The 22,264-nt window shown below is 71.5% G+C and carries 20 protein-coding genes and 3 tRNA genes; 13 read left to right on the forward strand and 10 right to left on the reverse strand.

Annotated elements, in window-relative coordinates:
* Positions 1-7: 7 nt before the first annotated feature.
* From VMV22_14315 to VMV22_14325, 3 genes are all read left to right on the forward strand, one after another.
* Entirely contained in the window at positions 8-1,771 is a 1,764-nt protein-coding gene (locus VMV22_14315; GenBank protein ID HUY23506.1) for an acyl-CoA synthetase, read from the forward strand.
* Positions 1,772-1,851: 80 nt separating this feature from the next.
* Entirely contained in the window at positions 1,852-2,046 is a 195-nt protein-coding gene (locus VMV22_14320) for a hypothetical protein (protein ID HUY23507.1), read from the forward strand.
* Between the two features lies 1 nt (position 2,047).
* Positions 2,048-2,851, forward strand: a complete 804-nt coding sequence (locus VMV22_14325) for an enoyl-CoA hydratase (GenBank protein ID HUY23508.1) — start codon at positions 2,048-2,050, stop codon at positions 2,849-2,851.
* Between the two features lie 30 nt (positions 2,852-2,881).
* On the opposite strand, the gene VMV22_14330 is transcribed toward VMV22_14325, so the two are convergent.
* Positions 2,882-3,694, reverse strand: a complete 813-nt coding sequence (locus VMV22_14330; GenBank protein HUY23509.1) for an alpha/beta hydrolase — start codon at positions 3,692-3,694, stop codon at positions 2,882-2,884.
* A 71-nt stretch (positions 3,695-3,765) separates the two neighbouring features.
* Positions 3,766-5,181: an FAD-dependent oxidoreductase gene (locus VMV22_14335; protein ID HUY23510.1), complete on the reverse strand. Its 1,416-nt coding sequence runs from the start codon at positions 5,179-5,181 to the stop codon at positions 3,766-3,768.
* A gap of 193 nt (positions 5,182-5,374) precedes the next feature.
* Here VMV22_14335 and VMV22_14340 point away from each other — a divergent pair, with 193 nt between their 5' ends.
* From VMV22_14340 to VMV22_14350, 3 genes are all read left to right on the forward strand, one after another.
* Positions 5,375-6,922 carry an AMP-binding protein gene (locus tag VMV22_14340; GenBank protein ID HUY23511.1) on the forward strand — a complete coding sequence of 516 codons (1,548 nt, stop codon included), beginning with the start codon at positions 5,375-5,377 and terminating at the stop codon, positions 6,920-6,922.
* A gap of 123 nt (positions 6,923-7,045) precedes the next feature.
* Positions 7,046-7,900, forward strand: coding sequence for a thioesterase family protein (locus VMV22_14345; protein HUY23512.1), 855 nt, complete (start codon positions 7,046-7,048; stop codon positions 7,898-7,900).
* Positions 7,900-8,823: an aldo/keto reductase gene (locus tag VMV22_14350; protein ID HUY23513.1), complete on the forward strand. Its 924-nt coding sequence runs from the start codon at positions 7,900-7,902 to the stop codon at positions 8,821-8,823. The genes VMV22_14345 and VMV22_14350 overlap by 1 nt, the downstream gene beginning before the upstream one ends.
* A 141-nt stretch (positions 8,824-8,964) precedes the next feature.
* On the opposite strand, the gene VMV22_14355 is transcribed toward VMV22_14350, so the two are convergent.
* Entirely contained in the window at positions 8,965-9,582 is a 618-nt protein-coding gene (locus VMV22_14355) for a YceI family protein (GenBank protein HUY23514.1), read from the reverse strand.
* A 146-nt stretch (positions 9,583-9,728) separates the two neighbouring features.
* Positions 9,729-11,495: an EAL domain-containing protein gene (locus tag VMV22_14360; GenBank protein ID HUY23515.1), complete on the reverse strand. Its 1,767-nt coding sequence runs from the start codon at positions 11,493-11,495 to the stop codon at positions 9,729-9,731.
* 352 nt (positions 11,496-11,847) lie between these two features.
* Here VMV22_14360 and VMV22_14365 point away from each other — a divergent pair, with 352 nt between their 5' ends.
* The gene (locus tag VMV22_14365; protein HUY23516.1) at positions 11,848-12,897 is read left to right on the forward strand and encodes an MBL fold metallo-hydrolase; all 1,050 of its coding nucleotides are present in this window, start codon (positions 11,848-11,850) and stop codon (positions 12,895-12,897) included.
* Positions 12,898-13,038: 141 nt separating this feature from the next.
* Positions 13,039-14,235, forward strand: a complete 1,197-nt coding sequence (locus tag VMV22_14370) for a hypothetical protein (GenBank protein ID HUY23517.1) — start codon at positions 13,039-13,041, stop codon at positions 14,233-14,235.
* Between the two features lie 110 nt (positions 14,236-14,345).
* Here VMV22_14370 and VMV22_14375 read toward each other — a convergent pair whose 3' ends face one another.
* Genes VMV22_14375 through VMV22_14390 form a run of 4 tightly spaced genes read right to left on the reverse strand, consistent with a single transcriptional unit; the run spans position 14,346 to position 16,820 of the window.
* Positions 14,346-15,086 (reverse strand): DedA family protein, encoded by a 741-nt coding sequence (locus VMV22_14375; protein ID HUY23518.1) that lies wholly within the window; start codon positions 15,084-15,086, stop codon positions 14,346-14,348.
* Positions 15,035-15,496, reverse strand: a complete 462-nt coding sequence (locus VMV22_14380) for a hypothetical protein (protein HUY23519.1) — start codon at positions 15,494-15,496, stop codon at positions 15,035-15,037. The genes VMV22_14375 and VMV22_14380 overlap by 52 nt, the downstream gene beginning before the upstream one ends.
* Positions 15,497-15,521: 25 nt before the next feature.
* Complete coding sequence (locus VMV22_14385) at positions 15,522-16,298, reverse strand: ParA family protein (GenBank protein HUY23520.1); 777 nt, start codon at positions 16,296-16,298, stop codon at positions 15,522-15,524.
* Positions 16,299-16,346: 48 nt separating this feature from the next.
* The gene (locus tag VMV22_14390; GenBank protein HUY23521.1) at positions 16,347-16,820 is read right to left on the reverse strand and encodes a MarR family transcriptional regulator; all 474 of its coding nucleotides are present in this window, start codon (positions 16,818-16,820) and stop codon (positions 16,347-16,349) included.
* A gap of 69 nt (positions 16,821-16,889) precedes the next feature.
* Here VMV22_14390 and VMV22_14395 point away from each other — a divergent pair, with 69 nt between their 5' ends.
* A complete protein-coding gene (locus tag VMV22_14395) occupies positions 16,890-18,401 on the forward strand; it encodes an MFS transporter (GenBank protein HUY23522.1) in 1,512 nt (503 codons plus the stop codon).
* Positions 18,402-18,491: 90 nt separating this feature from the next.
* Here VMV22_14395 and VMV22_14400 read toward each other — a convergent pair whose 3' ends face one another.
* A complete protein-coding gene (locus VMV22_14400; GenBank protein HUY23523.1) occupies positions 18,492-18,908 on the reverse strand; it encodes a hypothetical protein in 417 nt (138 codons plus the stop codon).
* A 935-nt stretch (positions 18,909-19,843) separates the two neighbouring features.
* Here VMV22_14400 and VMV22_14405 point away from each other — a divergent pair.
* On the forward strand, positions 19,844-20,281 hold the full coding sequence (locus VMV22_14405; protein HUY23524.1) for a hypothetical protein: 438 nt from the start codon (positions 19,844-19,846) through the stop codon (positions 20,279-20,281).
* Positions 20,282-21,252: 971 nt separating this feature from the next.
* Here VMV22_14405 and VMV22_14410 read toward each other — a convergent pair.
* Positions 21,253-21,326: transfer RNA gene (locus VMV22_14410), tRNA-Arg, on the reverse strand.
* Positions 21,327-21,429: 103 nt separating this feature from the next.
* Here VMV22_14410 and VMV22_14415 point away from each other — a divergent pair.
* The 3 genes from VMV22_14415 to VMV22_14425 all read left to right on the forward strand — a co-directional run bounded on the left by VMV22_14415 (position 21,430) and on the right by VMV22_14425 (position 22,101).
* Positions 21,430-21,503, forward strand: a tRNA-His gene (locus VMV22_14415).
* Positions 21,504-21,560: 57 nt separating this feature from the next.
* Positions 21,561-21,632, forward strand: a tRNA-Lys gene (locus VMV22_14420).
* 325 nt (positions 21,633-21,957) lie between these two features.
* Positions 21,958-22,101, forward strand: coding sequence for a hypothetical protein (locus VMV22_14425; protein HUY23525.1), 144 nt, complete (start codon positions 21,958-21,960; stop codon positions 22,099-22,101).
* The last annotated feature ends 163 nt before the right edge of the window (positions 22,102-22,264 follow it).

Raw genomic sequence — 22,264 nt, forward strand, 5'->3', positions numbered from 1 at the left:
GGCCATCATGCCCGATAACATGCGCCCGTTGCGCGACCGGGGGCGCCGCAGGATCGTCGAGTGGCGGGGCGGCCGGTGGGGATCGTCGAGCGGCGGCACCGGCCGTCGACCGGGAGGGTGGTCGGTGAGCGGCGAGCAGTTCAACCTGGGGCGGGTCTTCGAAGCCGTCGCCCACACCATCCCCGACCGTGAGGCGATCGTGTGGGGAGAGCGGCGCCTCAGCTACCGGGACCTGCAGGAACGCTCCCGGCGCCTCGCCTCGTTCCTGCACGCCCGGGGACTGGGCGCCCACACCGAGCGGGCCGGGTTGGCGGGCCACGAGTCGGGCCAGGACCACCTGGGGATCTACCTCCACAACGGCAACGAGTTCATCGAGGCGATGATCGGCTCGTACCTGGCCCGGGTGGGCCCCTTCAACGTCAACTACCGCTATGTCGAGGAGGAGCTGCAGTACCTCCTCACCGACGCCGGGGCATGCGCCGTCGTCTACCACGCTGCCTTCGCCCCGGTGCTGGCCGGCGTCCTGCCGTCGCTGCCGAAGCTCGAGCTGCTCCTCCAGGTCGCCGACGACTCCGGCAACGACCTGCTCCCGGGGGCCGTCGACTACGAGGAGGCGCTCGCCTCGGTGGAGCCCCAGCTGCCACCGGTCGAACCGTCCCCCGATGACCTCTACATCCTCTACACGGGGGGCACCACGGGGATGCCCAAGGGCGTGCTGTGGCGCCAGCACGACATCTTCCGGGCGGCCATGGGCGGCCGGACCTACGGGACGTGGGAGCTCGTCGAGAGCTACCAGCACCTGGTGAGCCGGGTGCTGCCCGGCGGCGAGGTGCGCGTGATGTCCATCCCGCCGCTCATGCACGGGGCCGCCCAGTGGGCGAGCTTCTACTACATGGCCATGGGAGCGACCCTCGTCTTCCCGGACAACACCCGCTCCCTCGACCCTGTCGACGTCTGGCGGACCGTCGAGCGCGAGCGCGTCATCGGGATCTCCGTCGTAGGCGACGCCATGGCCCGTCCCGTGGTGGAGGAGCTCGAGCGGGGCGAGTACGACACGAGCTCCCTCCTCGCCTTCGGGAGCGGTGGCGCCATGCTGAGCGTGGGCATCAAGCAGCGCCTGCTCGACCGCCTCCCGACGATCATGATCTCCGACGTCGCCGGCGCCTCCGAGACGGGCGTGCAGATGGGGGTGGCCTCGGCCGGAACGACGGTGTCCACCGGGACCTTCGTGCCCGGCCCCGGGACGGTGGTGGTGAGTGCCGACCTGGCGCGCGTGCTCGAGCCGGGCGCCGAGGACGTCGGGTGGCTGGCGCAGCGCGGCGCCGTGCCGCTCGGGTACCTCGGTGACGCGCCCAAGACCGAGCGCACCTTCCCCGTCATCGGGGGCGAGCGCTACTCGGTGCCCGGCGACCGGGCGCGAGCACTCGCCGACGGGCAGATCGAGCTCCTGGGCCGCGACTCGGTCACCATCAACTCGGGCGGGGAGAAGATCTTCGCCGAGGAGGTGGAGCAGGCCATCATCCGCCACCCCGCCGTGGCCGACGTCGTGGTGGCCGGCCGGCCGAGCGAGCGGTGGGGCCAGGAGGTGGTGGCGATCGTGCAGGTGGCCGACGGGCACACCGTGAGCGCCGAGGATCTCGTGGCGGAAGCGGGCAAGCACATCGCCCGCTACAAGCTGCCGAAGGCCATCGCCTTCCTCCCCCACATCGTGCGCTCCCCCGCGGGGAAGGCCGATTACCGCTGGGCCAAAGAGCGCGCCCTCGAGGCGTGACCTCGACGGCGCATCACCGACGGGCGGGACCATGGAGGATCGCATCACCCTGCGAGAACACGGCGCCAGGGCCCCGGTTCATGCACTTCTCCGAGCTCGACGCGGACGACCCCGAGGAGGCCTCCATGGCGATGGCACGGCACATGGCCCGGTACTTCGGTGGACCCCGCACCGACGGGTTCCGGGTGTGGGCCGACTGGCCGGCGGCCGGTAGCCGGGTGGAGCACTGCAACACATTCCGGCTCCTCGGCACCACACCGGTAGGGATGCGCTGACATGGACTTCGTCCTCGTGGACACGCCGCGCCCCCATGTGACGCGCATCACGCTCAACCGCCCGGAGCGCATGAACGCCATGGCGTTCGACGTCATGGTGCCGTTCCGCCGGGCGCTCGAGGCGGCGAGCGACGACAACGACACCCGCGTCGTCGTGCTCACCGGCGCCGGCGGCGCCTTCTGCTCGGGCGCCGACCTCGAGGACGCCGGTGTCATCCCCAACATCGCCGGGCTCACGCGCACCACGATCGCCCAGCGCTCGATGGAGCTGCTCGACGACGTCGTCCGCGCCATCCGGAAGATGCACCAGCCCGTCATCGGGGCCCTCAACGGGCCCGCCATCGGCGGGGGCTTCTGCCTGAGCGTGGCCACCGACATCCGCATCGCCTCCGAGGACGCCTACTTCCGGGCCGCGGGAGTCAACAACGGGCTCACCTCGAGCGAGCTCGGGCTGAGCTACCTCCTGCCCCGGGCGATCGGCGCCTCGCGCGCCTTCGAGATCATGCTGACCGGTCGCGACGTGGACGCCCACGAGGCCGAGCGCATCGGCCTGGTGTCGCGCACGGTGCCCGGGGCGGCGCTGCTCGACACCGCCTACGAGCTCGCCGAGCGCATCATCGGGTTCTCGCGCGTCGGCATCGAGCTCACCAAGCGGCTGCTGTGGGCCAGCCTCGACGCCGGGAGCCTGCACGGCCACATGGACCACGAGGGCACCACCCAGCTCTACGTGCGTCTCACCACGGAGAACTTCGAGGAGGCCGTCCGCGCCCGGCGCGAGCGGCGACCACCGACGTTCCGCGACTGACGTGACGGCCCACGCCGCCCGGGGGCAGCCCTATAGGGGCAGGAAGTCGACGAGCAGTTCGTTGACGGCGTCGGGCGCCTCGAGCTGCATCCAGTGCCCTGGGCCGTCGATGCGCTCGTAGCGCCACGTGCCGGTGACGTGGTCGGCGGAGCCGAGCATCTGCTCCTCGGTGAGCGCGACGTCGTCGCTGCTCCACACCCCCATCGTGTCGGCCTGCACGGGCGGGAGCACCATGGGCGGGTCCACGAGGGCCTGGGGCGGCACGTTGGCCCGGTACCAGTTGAGGGCAGGCGTCAGCGACTTGTTCGCTTCCATCTCGGCGATCACGGCGTCGGCGTCGGGGTGCCGTCCCCATTCGCGGAAGTTGGTCCAGTCGTCGGCCGACAGCCACTGCTCGGCGATGCCCTCGAACTGGAACAGCAGCATGTACCACGACTTCTCGCGCTGGGCGTATCCCGCCGAGGCGAACGACAGGGGGTGGCCCACCGACAGTGCCACCAGGTGGTCGACGCGGTCGGGGATGAGCGATCCGATCACCCACGCCAGGGCGGCGCCCCAGTCGTGGCCCACGACATGGGCCCGCTCGAGGCCCAGCTCGTCGAGGATGGCGACCACGTCGCCGGCCAGGTACGGCAGCGAGTACGCCTCCACCTCGGCGGGCTTGTCGGACGCGCCGTAACCCCGGAGGTCGGGGACCACGGTCGAGAACCCGGCGTCGGCAAGGGCGGCGACCTGGTGGCGCCACAGCCGGCCGCTGTCGGGGAAGCCGTGGAGCAGCACGACGGGCGGGCCCTCCCCCGTCACCTCGTACGCGATCCCCACTCCGTTCACATCGACACGCATCGGACCTCTCCTTCAGTGCGGGACTACGGCACAGTACGGGACGACGGCACAGGACGGGACGACGGCATCGATCATGGCGACACGATCGACAAGAGCTGGGCGCGTGTGGGCCCCAACTGCGGCGCGTGGCGCCATCCCCCGCCCACGGACCGGACCTTGTCGAGCAACCCGGGGGCGGCGAGGACCTCGTCGGCCGGCTGTAGCAGGCCGAAGAGCGTCAGCGTGGCCCGCAGGCAGTCCGGGTCCTGGCCCGCCGCGAACCCCAACGCCTGCAGGGTGTCCCAGCCGTCGTCCCCGGGGCGGTAGGGCTCGCCGCGGATCTCGGCGTCGATCTCCGCCAGGCGGTGGCGGTCGAAGTCGAGCGTCGCCCGGTACCAGGGCTCGGCGACCGTGTCGGTGGCGTCGGCCCAGGCGGCGCTGAATGCCGCGGGGTCGTCGACCCCGGTGGCCCGCACCGTGTCGCGCAGGGCCAGGCAGTGCAGCAGCCCGAGGGTGGCGCCGCGCCCCAACGACGGGTTCGTGCACGCCCACGAGTCCCCGACGGCCGCCACGCCCGTGGCCACCGGCACCCCGTCGATCGTGAAGTCGCGGTGGCGGTCCTCGATCTTGGCCATGACGACGACGTGGTCCTCCAAGGCCTCGCCGTCGAGCCAGTGCGCGGCCAGGGGGAGGCTGGCCACCACCGCCGTCCAGCGCTCCACATCGCGCAGGGGACGCATGGCCTTGTCGGCGGCGCTGGCGACGACCCCGATGCCCCACGTGCCGTTGTCGGCCGGCAGCGTGAGAGCCGACACGCTGCCGTAGGACTGCAGGAACGGACCGAAGATCGGCGGCGTGGTGCCGTCGGTCGAGCGGAAGTGGCGACCGTAGTAGACGAAGCCCAGGTCCTCGATCTCCTCGACGGGGCGCCGGGCCCCGGCGGCCCCGAGCCAGTCGGGCAGCGGCGAGCGCCGCCCGGCGGCGTCGACGACCAGGTCGGCCCGGATCTCCTCGCCGGTCGCCAGGCGCACCCCGGTGACGTGGACCGCGCCCGGCACGACCGGGGTGCCGGTGACGAGCCCCTGCACGGTCACGCCGCGGCGAACGGTGACCCCGGGTGTGGCGGCCGCGACGGCCCCCAGGACGGCTTCGACCACCGGGCGGCGGCCGGTGACGGCGTCGAAGCCGGCGTCCTCGGGGCGCGCGCCCCCGGTGAGCCTGTCAGGTGCGCCCGCGATGGGGTTGACCCGCAGTGCCCCGGCGGCCTCGAGGCCGGTCAGGACCCGGGGGAGCTCCCGTTCGAGCTCCACCCGGAACCGCGCGGCGAAGAAGTGGAGCAGCCGGAACTGGTTGACCCCCCGCCGCTCCCAGGTCTCCCACGCCTCGGTCGGCGCCGGGGGCTCGGCCGCGTCACGCTCGAGGACCGTGACGTCGTGGCCGTCCTCGGCCAGCAGCATGGCGGCGGACAGGCCGGCCACGCCCCCTCCGGTGATCACGATGGCAGCCATCCGGACCTCCGTTCGTCACCGGCGATTCGCCGCCGCCCTCGGGCCCCGACCACCCGGATGGCCGGACCGGCCTCCCGGAAGCTACCGGAAGCTAACAGCGGCCCGCGGCGCCCGGCGAGCCGGCGGGCGCCGCGTTCTGGGATGATCGGGACGGCACCCGGCGCGGCCGCGCCCGGGGCGGGAGGATCGACGCATGCACATACCGCTCACCATCGGCGACTTCCTGGACCGGGCTGCCGTGGTGCACGGCGAGCGGGTGGCGGTGGTCGACGAGCCGGGCGTGGCCGGGTCGCTCGGCTCGGTCACGTACGCCGAGATGCACGCCCGGGCCCGGGGGATGGCCCTCGCCCTCGACGCCCTCGGCGTCGGCCCCGGCGAGCGCGTGGCGGTCGTGAGCCCCAATTCGGCCCGCATGCTCATCTCGTTCTTCGGCGTGAGCGGCTACGGCCGGGTGCTCGTCCCGGTCAACTTCCGCCTCAACGCCGACGAGGTGGCATACATCGTCGAGCACTCGGGCGCCTCGGTGCTGCTCGTCGACCCCGAGCTCGAGGGCTCCCTGGCGGCGGTGTCCGCCAAGGTGCGCATGGTCCTCGACGGGAGCGAGGACGCGGGACTGTTCGCCCCCGCGCCCGCCGGTGCCGAGCCCGCACCATGGGAGGCCGACGAGGCCGCCACGTGCTCGATCAACTACACCTCGGGGACGACGGCACGGCCCAAGGGCGTGCAGCTGACGCACCGCAACTGCTGGCTCAACGCCGCGGTCTTCGGCTGGCACACGACCGTCGGCGATCGCGACACACTGCTGCACACGCTGCCCATGTTCCACTGCAACGGCTGGGGGATGCCCTACGCCGTCACCGCCATGGGCGGCAAGCACGTCGTGCTGCGCAAGGTCGACGGCGAGGCGATCCTGGCGCGCGTCGCGACCGAAGGCGTCACGATGCTGTGCGGGGCGCCGGCCGTGTTCACGGCGGTGCTGGCGGCCGCGCAAGAGCGGCGGCGGCGTGGCGAGGAGGTCCCGGGCCGCGGGCAGGTGCGCGTCGTGGTGGCGGGCGCTCCCCCGCCCTCGTCGACCATCGAACAGATCGAGACCGAGCTCGGGTGGGAGTTCATCCAGATCTACGGGCTGACCGAGACCACCCCGCTGCTGACGGTCAACCGGGCACCGGCCGAGTGGGACGGGCTCGACAGCGCGGCACGGGCGTCGCTGCTGTCGCGGGCGGGCGTGCCCGCTGTGGGCGTGCGCATCCGGACCGACGAGAGCGGCGAGATCCTGGCGCGTTCGAACCACGTCTTCGACGGCTACTGGGAGCAGCCCGAGGACACGGCCCGGGCCCTCGAGGGCGGGTGGTTCCACACCGGCGACGGCGGCTACCTCGACGGGGCCTACACCGTGATCGCGGATCGCAAGAAAGACATCATCATCACGGGCGGCGAGAACGTGTCGTCGATCGAGGTGGAGGACTGCCTCTACAAGCACACCGCGGTGGCGGAGGTGGCGGTGATCGGCGTTCCCGACGACAAGTGGGGCGAAACGGTGAAGGCCCTCGTCGTGCTGCGTCCGGGCGCCGTGGCCACCGAGGACGAGCTCATGGACTTCTGCCGGGCCCACCTGGCCCACTTCAAGGCGCCCACGTCGATCGAGGTGCGCGCCGGCCTCGTCCGGACGGCCACCGGCAAGCTCCAGAAGTACAAGCTGCGCCAGCCCTACTGGGAGGGTCACGACCGGAAGGTGAACTGACCCGTCGGGCCACCGGTCGGTGAGTGCGACCCGGCCGCCTCGCGGTGCATGCGGCACCCGCCGCCCCGGTTCGGCGGTGCACGCGGTCACCCCCGCCCCAATGAGCCCAATTAGGGTGCGGCCATGGACGCACGGCACTTCCTCGGGCTCGAGCCCACCGACGACCCGCTGCGCTGGCGCCTGCCCGTCACGCCCGCGGTGTGCACCCCGGGGCGGTTCCTCTACGGCGGGTGCGGGCTGGCGGCGGGCATCGTGGCCCTCGAGGAGGCCTCGGGGCGTCCGACGGTGTGGGCCACAGCCCAGTACCTGGCGTACGCGCCCACCGGGTCGGTGCTCGAGTGGGAGGTGGTCCTGGCCGCCACCGGCCGCAACACCACCCAGGGCCGGGCCATCGGCCGCCTCGGTGACGAGGAGGTGCTCACCGTCAACGCCGCCCTCGGCCGCCACGAGCTCGACATGTCGGGCACGTGGGTCGACCCGCCCGCCGTGCCGGGCCCCGACGAGTGCCCGGTCCAGGAGATCCCCGCCCTGTTCGCCGACTCGGTGCTCGTCCGGGTGGAGCACCGCGTGGCCCGGGGCCGGATGATGAGCGAGCTCGACGGGGTGCCCGGCGATGCCCGATCGGCGTTCTGGGCACGCGTGCCGGGGCACCTCGAGCCCTCGGCCGCCACCCTGGCGGTGATCGGCGACTACGTCTCGGGCGGCGTGTCACAACCGCTCGGGGTGCGCACCATGGGCCGCAGCCTCGACAACACGATACGGATCGCCCAGCTGGTGCCGACGGAGTGGGTGCTGTGCGACATCCAGATGCACGCCCTCGCCCACGGCTTCGGCCACGGCCTGGCCCACCTGTGGGCCGAGGACGGCACGCTGCTCGGCACCGCCAGCCAGTCCATCAGCGTGCGGCGGTGGCCGGGCGACATCGCCGTGGTCTCGGGCGCGGCGACGGCAGGGGCCACACCGGAACAGGAGGGATGATGCGCACGCGGACGATCGGCTCGCTCGATGTCTCGGTGGTCGGGCTCGGGTGCAACAACTTCGGCGGGCGCCTCGACGAGGAGCGCTCCGCCGCGGTGGTGCACGCCGCCATCGACACCGGGATCACGTTCTTCGACACCGCCGACATCTACGGCGGCACCAGGAGCGAGGAGTTCGTGGGCCGCGCCCTCGGGCCGCGCCGGGACCGGGTCGTCCTCGCCACCAAGTTCGGCATGGCCGTCGACGAGCAGCGCCAGGGCGCCAAGCCCGACTACGTGCGGCGCGCCCTCGACGACAGCCTCCGGCGCCTCGGCACCGACCGCGTCGACCTCTACCAACTCCACGCGCCGGATCCCACCACGCCGATCGCCGACACCCTGGCGGTCCTCGACGAGTGCGTCCGGGCCGGCAAGGTCCGGGAGATCGGCTGCTCCAACTTCACCGTGGCGCAGCTGCAGGAGGCCGCCCTCGCCGCTCGGGAGGGAGCGGCGCGCTTCGTGAGCGTGCAGAACGAGTACAGCCTGCTGCACCGCGGCCCCGAGGCCGACGTCCTCGTCGAGTGCGAGCGCACCGGCATCGCCTTCATCCCCTACTTCCCGCTGGCGTCGGGCGTGCTCACCGGCAAGTACCGGTCCGACGGGGAGCCGCCGGCGGGCACCAGGCTGGCGGGGATGCCCGCCGACCGCCGTCGGGGCTTGTTGTCAGTGGGCAACGTGGCCGCCATCGAGCGCCTCTCCGGGTTCGCCGAGCGCCACGGCCGCAGCCTGGTGGAGCTGGCCATCGCCTGGGTGGCCGCCCACGGGTCGGTGGCGAGCGTCATCGCCGGGGCGACATCGCCCGAGCAGGTCCGCGCCAACGCCGCCGCGGCCGACTGGGTGCTGGGCGCCGACGAGGTCGCCGAGGTCGACGCCCTCACACCCTGACGACCTGACGTCCTGACGACCTGCGTCCTGACGACCTGCGTCCTGCGTCCTGACGACCTGCGTCCTGACGCGTCGGCGCCGCCAGGACCGGTGGGTCCTGGCGGCGCCTCACGCCTTCCGGCAACCGGTGTCAGCCGTGGGTCAGGCTGCGCCCTCGGCCTGCTCCTGGCGGAGGACGGCCTCGACGTTCAGCTCGATCCGCACCTTCTTGCTCACGACCACACCGCCGGCCTCGAGCGCCTGGTTGTAGGTGAGGCCCCAGTCTTCGCGGTCGATCTCGGTCCAGGCCGAGAAGGCCACAGCCTGCGTCCCCCACGGCGTGGTGTTGGCGCCGTCGAACTCCACGTTGAGCACCACCGGGCGGGCCGTGCCGAGGATGGTCAGGTCTCCGGTGACCTCCCAGTCCCCATCGCTGCCGAGCTCGACGCCGGTGCTCTTGAAGGTGAGCGTGGGGTGGTTCTCGACGTCCAGGAAGTCGGCGCTGCGCAGGTGGGCGTCACGCTGCTCCTGGCTGGTGTTGACGCTGGCGCCGTTGATGGTCACGTCGACCGAGGACTCTTCGGGGACCTCGGCGATGTGGACCGAGCCCGAGAAGTCGGCGAACCGGCCCCGCACCTTGGTGATCATGAGGTGGCGGGCGACGAACTCCACCGTGGTGTGGGCCTGGTCGAGGTCGTAGACGCCGGGCGCAGGTACCGCGACGCCCTTGTACTGGCGGGTCGATCCTGCTCCCTGGCTGGTGGTGGTGGTCATGGTCATGGTTGCCTCCGAGATCGTTGCCGACACAATGTTGTGACTGCAAGTATCTTACCAGAACTACTTGCGATGTCAACTAGTTTGTCGGGACGGCCCGTGACCAGGGCGGGCGGGTGTCCCGCCTCCACCACGGGAGGCGGCCGGAGGGATCAGGCGCCCAGGCGGAGCGGGAACTTCTCGACGAGCTCGTGGGCGGGGACGGGCCGCGAGAAGAGATACCCCTGGGCGAAGTCGCAGCCGAGGTGTTGCAGGGCGTCGAGCTGCCGCTCGGTCTCCACCCCTTCGGCGATCACCTGGAGATCGAGGGCGTGGGCCAGCTTCACGACCGCCGCCACGATCTCCGCCCCGCCGCGGCCCGCCCCGAGCTCGTCCACGAAGCTCTTGTCGATCTTCAGGATGTCGAGGGGGAAGCGCTGCAGGTGGCTGAGCGACGAGTACCCGGTGCCGAAGTCGTCGATGGCCAGCATCACCCCGAGGTCCTTCAGGGCGCGCAGCACCCGCAGAGCCGAGGCGGCGTCGTTCATGAGCGCGCTCTCGGTGATCTCGAGCGTGAGGTTGGCCGGCGCGAGCCCCGTCTCCTCCAGGATGCGCTCCACGGTGGTGATGATCTCCGGATGGTCGATCTGGCGGGCCGACAGGTTGACCTCGACGGCCCCGCGCGGCCCACCCCAGCGGTTGGCCTGCCACATGCACAGCTGGCGGCACGCCTCGTACAGCACCCAGGCGCCGATCGGGATGATGAGCCCGCTCTCCTCCGCCACCGGGATGAAGCGGTTGGGGGCGACGAGACCCTGCTCGGGGTGCTCCCAGCGCAGCAGCGCCTCGACGCCCACGGCGCGGTTCCCGCTGATCTCGACGACCGGCTGGTAGAAGAGGCGCAGCTCCCGCCGCTCGAGGGCACGGTGCAGTGAATGCTCGGTGTTCATGCGGTCCAGGACGCGCATGCGCATCGCCTCGCCGAACACCTCCACCGTCCCTCCGCCGCGCTTCTTCGCCTGGTACATCGCCGCGTCGGCGTTGGACAGCAGGGGTGTGGGGTCGGTGACGCGCGGGTTGGTGCCGGCGATGCCGATGCTCGCCGTGATGAAGACCTCTCCGTCGCCGGCCGGGATCGGGCTGCTCAGCAGGTGCAGCACGCGATGCGAAAAGGCGATCGCCTCCTTCTCGGCGTCGTCCCCGTCGAACAGGACGAGGAACTCGTCCCCACCCAGGCGGGCGATCACCTCGGCAGTGGCGTTGGCCGACTGGAGCCGACCGGCCACGGCCACGAGGACCTCGTCGCCCACCTCGTGACCCAGGCCGTCGTTGATCGCCTTGAACCGGTCGAGGTCCAGCACCAGCACCGCCACCGTGCCCGGGGTGCTCTTGCCCTTGGCCAGGGCATAGGCGAGGCGGTAGGTGAACAGCGTCCGGTTGGGCAGGCCGGTGAGCGAGTCGTGGAGGTAGGCGTGGGCCAACGCTTCCTCGGCCGCCTTGTCCTCTTCGGGGTCGTGGAGGAACCCGCCGATGCGCATGTCGTCACCCGAGCCCACGACGTATGCCGAGCCCGACACCTGGACCTCGTAGCCCTCGCGGTGCATGAGCCGCAGTTGCCGGGGTCGGGTGCGCTCCATGCCGTGCACCGACAGCCGGGCCGATTCGAGGTCGTGCACGACGCGGTCGTGGTAGCGCGCCGGGATCAGGAACTCCGTGATGGACCGGCCGAGCACCTCGTCGCGGGACCATCCGAAGAGCAGTTCGGACTGGCGGTTCCACTCGGTGAGGACCCCGTCGCGATCGGTCTCGACGAAGGCGTCGCGTGACAGGTCGAGGACGTGTTCGAGACGGGAGCGCAGGCGGCTCACGGTGAGCTCGCGTTCGCGGCCCGCTCTGCCGGTGCCGTGGTCGACCGACATGTTCGTCAACCGCTCTCCCACCGTGACCCCCGTCGTGTCGTCTGCGTCGTGCGGACCGCCGCGGCCCGCCGGGGACCGCGCACACTGACCGGTCGTCGGTCGGGCGCCCCGGCCGGCGACGGAGGTGCCGCCGGGGCCGGGCGCGTCATGGTACGCACCTGTGTTTCATGTGGTCAATGGAACGCAAGTGACGCTAGTGAAACCTGCCCGTCCGGGCACGGATACCCGGATCCAGGCCTCACTCTGCGTCGCGAAATCGACCGCGCACGGTGCGATGCGGGCGACCGCTGAGGCGGCCCGGCCGCCTGGCGGCGGTGCCGGGGACCGCCGGGGAGGGTTGGTCGCCGGCGGGGTTCCCGCCTACGGTGCCGACATGGTCGACGTCACCGGGGTGCTCCAAAAGGACGCGTGGGATCGCGACGTGATGCCACCGGTCGAGCGGGTGCGTCCCGGCCTGTGGTCGATCCCGGTGCCGATCCCGGACAACCCCCTGCGGTATGTCCTCGTCTATGCCTTCGAGCTCGACAACGGCATCGCCATCGTCGACGCCGGGTGGAACACCGAAGACGCCTGGACGGCGCTGAACAACGGCCTCGTCGAGGCCGGAGGGTCGATCGCGGACGTCCGCGCCGTGCTGGTGACCCACATCCACCCCGATCACTACGGCCTCGCCGGCCGGGTGCGCGAGGAGTCGGGGGCATGGATCGGCCTCCATCCCGACGACGCCGAGATGCTCGAGGCGCGCTACATGAACACCGACGACCTGCTCGCCCGCATGCGCGACTTCCTCGAGGACGCCGGGGTCCCCGCCACCAAGCTGCCCGACCTCAACTTCGCCTCGATGATGATCCGGGGACAGGTCACCATGGCCGTGCCCGACGTCCTGTTCGAGGACGGCCGACGCGTGGACGTGCCGGGATGGGACCTCCAGACGGTGTGGACACCCGGCCACTCCCCCGGCCACGTCTGCTTCTACAGCGACCGCCACCGCCTCCTGCTGTCAGGGGACCACGTCCTGCCGAGGATCACCCCCAATATCGGCGTGCACACCCAGCAGTTCCCGAACCCCCTGGGCAAGTACCTGGAGTCGTTGCTCAAGGTACAGAACCTCGGCGTCGACGAGGTCCTGCCCGCCCACGAGTACCGGTTCGCCGGCCTGGGTGCCCGGCTCGACGAGATCATCACCCATCACGCCGATCGCCTGGCGGAGATCGAGGGGCTGATCAGCGAGCACCCGGGGTCGACGGCGTGGGACCTCTCGGTGCTCCTGCGGTGGTCCCGTCCCTGGCACGAGATCGCGGACTTCATGCAGCGCGCTGCGGTGGGAGAGACGCTCGCGCACATCGTGCTCCTCGAGAACCACCAGCGCGTGCGCCGCGAGGGGGCCATGCCGTCGCGCTTCTACCTTCCCGAGCAACGCTGACACCTCCCCGGGCGGCGTCGACGGGTCCCGCCCGGCAATGCCGACGCCTCGCCGGACACCTCGACACCCGCGGCGACGCAGAGCGGAGAACCGCCAATTCCCCCTGGCCGTCGTGTAGACAGGGCGCCGGAAGCAACGGTCGTGCTCACCTCCACACCTCTCGCTCGGCGGCTCCCGGGGCTCGATGCCCGGCACGCCACCAGCCGCGCCCGCCACCTCCGGCGCGGACTCCTCGTCATCGCCGTCCTCGCCGCCGTCCTCCTCCTCGCCGCCGCTCTGGCGGTGACCTTCGTCGGCATCTCGGGGAAGCCCCACGCCGCCCACGCCGCCCACGCCGCCCGGGGCATCGCGGTGTCCGGCACCACCGCGGCGGCGCGCCCTTCGGCCCCGCTCACGAGGACCGCCGGCGCCTCGGCGACCCGGACGGCCTCGGCGCCCACCGTGACAGCGGCCCTGGAGCCCTGGCAGCTGCGGGCGCCGATCGACGCCGAGGTCGTCCTCCCCGCGGCGCCGCGCAGCCCTCTGCTCGAGGTGTTCGGGGGGTCGACGACCGGCAACCAGGCGGCCGAGGGCATCTTCACCCTGGACCCGTCGACCGGGGCCCTGGTCCACGTGGGCAACCTGGGACAGCCGCTCGCCGACGCCACGGGGGCCGTGGTGGGTGGCGGGGACCTGGTGCTCGGGGGCGACACCGCCGCGCCCCTGTCGAGCGTGCAGGGACTGGCCCCGAACGCCAGCGGCACGTCGACGACCGGCAGCGTCCCCCTCGCCACCGTGGTCGGGGCGCTGCCCGAAGCGCGTGCCGGCGCGTCGGCGGCCACCGTGGGAGCGGTGACGTACGTCGTCGGCGGCACGGGCGGGCCCGCGCCCGATGCCACCGTCCTGGCCACGCGCGACGGCCGCGCCTTCACCACCGTGGCCACCCTGCGGATCCCGGTGGCGTTCCCGGCGGTGGCCGCCGTCGGCGACAAGCTCTTCGTCTTCGGCGGGAAGGCACTCGCCGGCGGCGGCGCCGGCGGGCCCATCGCCACCATCCAGATCGTGGACCTCGCCACCCACAGGGTGACGATCGCGGGCCGGCTCCCGGTGCCCCTCGCCGGCGCGGCCGCCGTCACCCTCGCCGGCCACGTGTTCATCGTGGGCGGCGACACCGCGGCTGTGACCACCTCGGGCACGGTGTGGGCGTTCGACCCGTCGACGCTCGCCGTCGGCACCGCCGGCCGTCTGGTGGTCCCGGTGGCCCATGCCGGCGTCGTCGTCGTGGGAGGGACGGCGTGGATCGTCGGTGGCGAGTCGAACGGCGCGCCGACCGCTGGGGTGCAGACGCTGACGCCGTGACGCCGGCGGCCGAACCGTGACGCCGGGCCCACCGGCGACGGGCTGACCCGCCTCGGGACCCTGCCTCCCGGGGACCCTGCCTCCCGGGGACCCTGCGCCGCTCGCCCGGCCTACGCCTTCTCCGCTTCGGAGTCCGCGCCCGACGCCGCCGACCCGCTCCAGCGCCGATGCTGGCGTCGCCGGCGCACGACGACGATGGCCACCACCGCCAGAGCCGCGGTGCCCACGATGACGAGCGAATACACCCCCACCGTCCTCGCCACCGCGGCGTAGGACTGGCCCGCGACGTAGCCGATCATGACGAAGGTCACCCCCCACGTGATCCCGCCGATGGCGTTGTAGAGGAGGAAGGTGCGGTAGCGCATGCCGCTCATCCCGGTCAGCCCGGGGACGAGGGCGCGGGCGAGGGCGACCCACCGCCCGAGGAACACGGCGGGCCCCCCGAAACGGGCCAGGAGCTCCTGGCTGCGTCGCACGCCGGGGTGGCCGCGCAGCGGGCGCCGTTCGACGAGCCAGGGCCCGAGGTGCTTGCCGACCTCGTACCCCACCGAGTCGCCGGCAATGGCGCAGGCCACCACCACGAAGAGCATGACGACGAGGTTGATGTGATGGAGCGAGGCCAGGGCCCCGCCGATCAGGGCGGCCGTCTCGCCGGGGATGACGAAACCGAGGAGCACGGCCGCCTCCCCGAACACCAGGAGCCCGCACAGCACATAGACGACGGGCCCGTGGAAATGCTCCAACCACGAGCTGACGCCGGCGAGCACCCCCGCGGTCCCCGACCCGACGTGCGATGCGGTCAGCGGGCCCAGGGGGCCCATGACGCGCTGACCCACGTCCGGCGCCGGCACGCCGGACAGGTCATGAAGCGTGTGTAGCCACGCCCGGGCCGCCACAGCCAGATCGGCAGATGGAGCACGGCGAACTCCGTCATGTGGATGTCACTGCGCGTCCCGCACGAGGAGCACTCGACCGTGATGGGGCTGAGCAGCGACCTCGGGCGGGTGGCGGCGGGTGACGACCGGGCGCCGCCCGGCGCGCCCGGGGCGGTCCGTGTGGCCGGCGCGCCCGGAGCGCTCCGCGTGGTCGGCGCGATCGGCGCCGACGGCTTGACGCCCGCGGCGCGGGCCTCGTCGGAGAACAGCGCGTGCTTGCCCGGAACGTCGCGCTCCGCCGCTCGGCGCGGCCCCTCTTCGTCGCGCTCGGCGGGGGCCCAGAACAGGGCCCGCTTGCCGAGCGGGTCCGGTGCGTCGCTGGTCACAGGTCTCGCTACCCGCGGGCGTCGCTCAGCGTGCCGGACGCCGGTCGGCGTCGAGCTCCAGGGCGATGGCACGGTACGCCTCGGCGCCGGGTGACGACGGCGCGTGCTGGAGGATGCACTGGCCCTGGGCGGGCGCCTCCGCGAAGCGGATCGACTTGCGGACCGGCGGCTCCAGCACGGTGAGGCCGTAGCGCGTCCTGACGTCGTCGAGCACGGCACGGCCGTGGCGCGTGCGCTCGTCGTACATGGTGGCGATCACGCCGCGCACCTCGAGGTCGGCGTTGGCGAACATCCGCACGTCGTCGATCGTCTCGAGGAGCTGGCCCACGCCCCGGTGGCTGAGCGCTTCGCACTGCAGGGGGATGACCACCTCGTGGGCCGCCGTGAGACCGTTGATGGTGAGCACGCCCAGCGACGGCGGGCAGTCGACGATGACCATGTCGTACTCGTCGGACACGGTGGCCAGCGCGAGTGCCAGCACGTGCTCGCGACCCGTCCGGGTGAGGAGGTGGACCTCGGAGCCGGCCAGGTCGATGGTGGACGGCAGGATGTCGAGGCCGTCGACGCCGGCGACGACGCGACGGGCGTCTGCCGCCTTCATCTTGCGCACGAAGACGTCGTGCAGCGACTGGTGGAGGTTCTCGGGGTCGATGCCGACCGAGTACGTCAGGCAGGCCTGCGGGTCGAGGTCGACGAGGAGGACCCGTCTGCCCATCTGCGCCAGGGCGAAGCCCAGGGCGTGCACGCTGGTGGTCTTGGCGACGCCACCTTTCTGGTTGGCAACCGCCACGATCCGCGCCATCGCCGGGAGTCTATGCCCACGTTCCGGCGGGTGGCGTGCCCGCGTCGGTCAACCGGGCGGAGGTGACTCCGACACGGCGAGCTTGACGAGCAGGGCCCGCAACTCGAGGAGCTCGTCGGTGCTCAGGGCCGCGAACGACGCCGGGGGCTCCCCGAGCACTTTGCGGACCTGGGTGAGCGCCTCGACACCGCTCGGCAGGAGGGCCACCATCTTGACCCTGCGGTCGGTGGGGTGCGACCGGCGTTCGGCCAGCCCCGCGGCCTCGAGCCCGTCGACCAGGGACGTGACGTAGGACGGGTCGCAGCGGAAGTGGTCGGCGAGGTCCCGCATGGGCACCGGGTGGTCGGGCGACAGCTGGAGCAGCGTCTTCAGGACACCGGCGGTCAGCCCGGTGGCATCGCACGCCTCGTGGAAGCGCCGTTGGCCCTCACGCTCGAACACGAGCCGGTACATGGCCTGCCAGGCCTCCCCCGCCGCCACCTCGCGGGCCCGACGCCCCCCGTTTCCCCCGTCGCTTGACACGATTCGACCTTTGAGTAGTCTTAACGATCTACCTGAGTAGTATAAACCTTCGATGAAAGTCTATAGCTGATGGACCACGACCGGGCCGATGCCGGCTCCTCGAACATGTCGGCCCACCGCCACACGGGGCTGGCGCTGCTGGTGATCTGCGCCGTGCAGATGATGGTGATCCTCGACGGCACCATCGTGAACATCGCGCTGCCCTCGATCCAGCACGAGCTCCACTTCTCGGCGACGAACCTCGAATGGGTCATCACCGCCTACGCGCTGGCATTCGGGGGCCTGCTGCTGCTGGGTGGCCGCAGCGGCGACCTCTTCGGCCGGCGGCGGATGTTCATCATCGGCGTCGTCGTCTTCACCACGGCGTCGCTCGTGGGCGGGTTCGCCACCGACCAGGCCTGGCTCATCGCCGCCCGGGTGGCGCAGGGCGTCGGCGGTGCGATCGCCTCGCCCACGGCCCTGGCGCTGATCCAGAACACGTTCCCCGCCGGTCCGCAGCGGTCACGGGCCATGGGCGTCTACGCGGCGATGTCGGGTGCGGGGGGATCGCTCGGGCTCCTGCTCGGGGGGATCCTGACCGACGTCGCCTCGTGGCGCTGGGTGCTGTTCGTGAACGTGCCCATCGGGCTCAGCGTGGCGTTGGCCGCGCCCCGGGTGCTCGGCACCACCCCCACCCGACCGGGCCGCCTCGACCTGCCTGGCGCGTCGTCGGTGACCCTCGGCATGACGTCACTCGTGTACGGGCTGTCCCGGGCCGCCACGTCGGGCTGGTCCGACGGCGTCACCGTCGGGGCGCTCGCCCTTGCGGTGGTGATGCTGGCGGTGTTCGTGACCATCGAGCGGGTGAGCCCCCACGCCCTCATGCCCCTGCACATCTTCGCCGACCGCAACCGGGCGGGCTCCTACGCCATCATGCTGACCCTGGCGGCCGCCATGTTCGCCACGTTCTTCTTCATCACCCAGTTCGTGCAGAACGTCCTCGGTTACAGCCCCCTCAAGGCGGGGGTGGCGTTCCTCCCCATGACCCTCGGGATCGGCGGGACCGCCACGCTCATGGCGCGCCTCGTCGGCCGGATCGGGCCCCGGCGGCCCATGACGGCGGGCCCCCTCATGGTGTCCGGCGGCCTGTTGTGGCTGTCGTTCGTCGGCGTCCACGCCGCCTACGTGTCGATCATCGGGCCCCTCCTGCTCCTGGCCACGGGGATGGGCTCGACCTTCGTGCCACTGACCCTGACCGTGATGTCGCGGGTGCAGCAGCGCGAGGCCGGGCTCGCATCCGCCCTCCTCAACACCGGCCAGCAGATCGGCGGGTCCCTCGGCCTCGCCGTGCTGGTGACGGTGGCGACGAGCGTCACCGCGTCCCACCTGGCCCCCGTGCGGCGGGCGGTCGGGCACGCGGCGCAGGCGCTGGCGACGCACCAGGCGGTGACGAGCGGGTACGACGCCGCCTTCCGGATCGGCTCGCTCATCGCCTTCGTGGGGTTCGTCCTGGCGGTGGTGGTCATCAGGCCCGCCGCTCCCGCCCCGGCCATGGCGACGCCGGCCGACGCCACGCCCGAACCCGAGCCCGCCCTCGCCTGACAGCACCGGTCAGCCGGGACGGGCCCGCAGGCCCCTCCCCACGTCGCCGGGTTCATCGCCGCGATTGCGCACGTGTCCCAGCAGTGTCTGTTACGAGTTCGTCGGCGCTGGTCGGGTCGTCGCGCCGGCCGGCACGGACACGTCGCTGTCGGAGACCGTCGTCGTGTACGCCGTCAAGTCGAATGCCCCGGTCGGGATCCTGATGAACGTGAGCGTGCCTTGCTGGTCCAGGCAGTACTTGACGTGCTGTGTCCCCGCCATGTACGCGACGCACGACGACATTTGGCTGTAGTGCCGTTCCATCGAGTGGTTCACTGTCACGGCTGCTTCCGCAGATCGGATCGCGCCGGCCACTTGTGCCGGGTTGATGAGGCTCAAGAGGCCCGTTGGCGGTGTCGCTCCCGTGTAGCACGATGGTGTTCCGCTACTGCTGTCGCAGACCGTGCCGGTGGAGCCGTCGCTGTAATAGGCCGACGTGCCGCTCGAGAACGAAGCCTTGGAACCCATCTGTGCGAACGTGATGGTTGCCGACGAACCCCGTGCCCGATATGTGGCCTTGAAGGTTGCATGAATCTCAGAGGAATCCCTCCGCTGCAGGTCCTGGAGAACTCGGGCGATCGGCGTCGAGCTTGAGCCGCCCGACTTGGAGCCTGAGCCTCCCGGCGTCGAGCTTGAGCCCCCCGACTTGGAACCTGAGCCTGACTGGGATCCCGATCCTCCCGGCTGGGAGGCCGAGCCTGACTGGGATCCCGAGCCGGAATTCGGATCCGAAGCCGCCCCGGGTCCCGAGGCCGGTGTCGAGCCCGAGGCCGGTGTCGAGCCAATTCCGGCACCTGCCGTGTCGCTCGATCTCGAAGCGCCGGTTGTGCCGTGCCCGTTAGAGCAGGCCCCGAGGACCAAGCCGGCGATGGCGAGGGCGGCGACCCCCGCTCGACGGCTCAACTTCGGCGATGTGCGCATCATCTTGTATCTCCTTCGCCCGACCTCCGGTGAGCGGACCGGGGGCCCGTTTCGCGTTCGACGCTCCCAAGCCCTCGGAATTCTCCATCTTCGCAAATCCGGCACCTGACGGGGCTCACCCACCCGCGATGCCGTTCATGTCGGGCGCTGCCCCCGAGACTGGCAGGGGTGCTCGGGTCGGCGGTCACAGCGCGGAAACGGCCACCCGAAGGTGGCCGCCCCGCTCACGTTGGTCGACGAATCCGGCTGCGCCGGTTCATCCCGTCATCAGGCCGTGGCCCAAACCGTGCAGGTTCACCCCGAACGGGCTCTACCTGCAGCGGAACGGAATCTCGATTGTCTTCCCGCTGATGACGGCCGGCCCCGCCAGCGTCACTGTCGCAGTGACCAGAACCGGCAGCGTGTTGGCCGACGCCGCCAGCGTGCACGCCTTCGTGATCGTCTCCCCTGCGTAGGTGCATGCCGTCCCAAGGACGTCCGTGGTGCATCCGACGACCGTGAACGGCGGGCTACCGACGATGAGCGGCGTGCTCAACTTGGACCCCGGCGTCGGGACGTTCTGCGCCCGCGGTGCCTTGCAGTGGACCGTGAGCGTCGTGGAAGGGATGGCCGACCTCGACGCCTGCGGCACGTACGTCACGGTGACAGCGACCCCGCCCGTGGCCGTCGGGGCCAGGCACCAGAGTCGGATCGAGTCGTGGGGTGGCTGGGCGCTCCAGATGGCACAGGCGACGCTGGCAGGTGCGGCTGAGGTGCAGCTCGCCAATGCGAACGGCGCACCGCTACCCAACCCCCGGATAGTCGAATGGCCGACCGATGAGTTGACGGTCGTGCTCGGCGTGCGAGCCGACGCTCCCGGGCTGGCGATAAAGAAGGCCAGACCGGTGACGGCCACAGTGACGAGCATGGTCAAGGTGTGACGTTTCAAGTTTCCCCCCTGCCGCAGCGGTCCGAAACGAGGCCGCAAGGCCCCCGCAGCGTTTACTGTAAATCCGCCAAAAGCCTGGACGCACCACCAATATTGACGAGATTTCCGACGTTCGTTGAGGTCGAAACGGTCTCGAGCGATACCCCGAGCCGCCCGCCTACCGTTCCACAAGCTGTTACCCCCGTGGCGGCTGAACCTGTCCCCCGAACGGGTCTCCATGGAGTGCGGGTGCTCTGCTTATTTGATTGCTCCAACAACATTTGATTGCTCCAACAACGAACGAGGGGCTCACCTATCGAGCGGCTGAGTCGTGGCTCACCGCGCTCCGCTCGACCAAACCCCCCCGAGCCGATTCCGCGACAACCACGCCCGATGTCGCCGGCACACAGCATCTCAGGGCATCCCCGCGGAGAATGTCGTCGTCGGCGAGCCCGACACGGACTCAGAGATCGCGTCCCTTGCCGACGCCGGTGCCGCTGCGCAGCTCCTCGGACGCCGTCGCCCACCACGGTGCAGAGGGGGTCTGACTGGCGGACACGTTCCTCGAGCCAGAGAGCAGCCCCGTTGGTCCGAGCGATGCCGGCGAAAAGGTCCTCGCCGGGTCCACCGTCACCTGCGACCCGAAGGCGGCTGCCGGCTCGGGCACAAGGCGGCTGCCGGCTCGGGCATTCGGTCCGAACCCGGACGTCGGCCGCGGTTGGCGTAATGTTCCCGCCGCCGTCATTCCGACGACAGACCATCAACCGCTCACCCCGCCTGCCGAGACACGAGCTCTGACCGTCGCTGCGGTGGCCGCTGCACATCGCCATGCCAGGCGACACCCGGCGTCTGTGTGGTGCTCGACAGCGAGCAAGGGGGGGGCGACAGGTGGGCGCGTGGTCGTCAACCCAGCCCCGCTGACCGTTGGGCAGTGAGGTCGGACGCACGATGCGACCGTGCCAGAGCGGCTGGATGTCCATTTCGTGCCCCCGGCAGGAGTCGAACCCGCAACCTGGTGGGTAGAAGCCACCCGCTCTGTCCAGTTGAGCTACGGGGGCGAAGGCGACGTCGGACCCCCGTGGGGCGGCCCGCGCGGACCAGGGTAGCCCTCCGCGACGTGGCGACCCCGCTTGGTCGGTATGCCATGCTGGGACCATCACGGTGGCCGTAGCTCAGTTGGTTAGAGCGCCAGGTTGTGGCCCTGGAGGTCGGGGGTTCAAGTCCCCTCGGTCACCCCGAGCGCGCCACGCGCCCGTTCCACCCCTGGGACGCGTTCGCGTACACTCGCCGTTGCGCCTCTAGCTCAATGGCAGAGCAACGGACTCTTAATCCGCAGGTTGGGGGTTCGAATCCCCCGGGGCGCACGCACGGCGCGTAACGCTGCGGGCCGCCTGCTCTCACGGCCCGAGGGCCCTGCCGGGGAGCTCCGGCGAGGACCCCGGCCGAACCTCCGAATGGCACCTCCCCCGTCCGCCGCCGGACGTGGGAGGCTCGTCACACGTGATCGAGACGACCGGGCCCTCCGGGCCGTGACCGAGGTCGCGGCGACGTGACCGAGGCTCCGCCCGTCCGCAGCGACATCCAGGGGCACGTCGCCGTCGTGACCTTGGACAACCCCACCAAGCGCAACGCGCTGAGGCGCGGGTCACCGACGGGATCGTCGACGCCCTCGACAAGGAGCGGACGCGGATGCTGACGGACCATCAGCCCGTCGCCGGCGAGGTGTACGCGCGGGTGCCGGGCCTGCGCCGGCGCGCCTACGACAGCGGGGACCACCTCGAGGCGACCGCCGCCTTCCACGACAAGCGCCCGCCCGTGCTCGAGGGCCGGTAGGCCGGGTGGGAGTGGACGTGGCCCCGACCAGATGGGAGCCTGCATCGTGACCACAGCGCCCATGGACGTCGGGGCCTTCCTGGAGGCCCGAGGCGATGCCATCCTGTCGACCGCGCAAGAGGCCGTGATGCGCCACGGCCTCGTCCACTACGAGGCCGCCGGC

This window comes from Acidimicrobiales bacterium (genome assembly GCA_035531755.1).
In the GTDB taxonomy this organism is placed as follows: Bacteria; Actinomycetota; Acidimicrobiia; order Acidimicrobiales; family UBA8190; genus DATKSK01.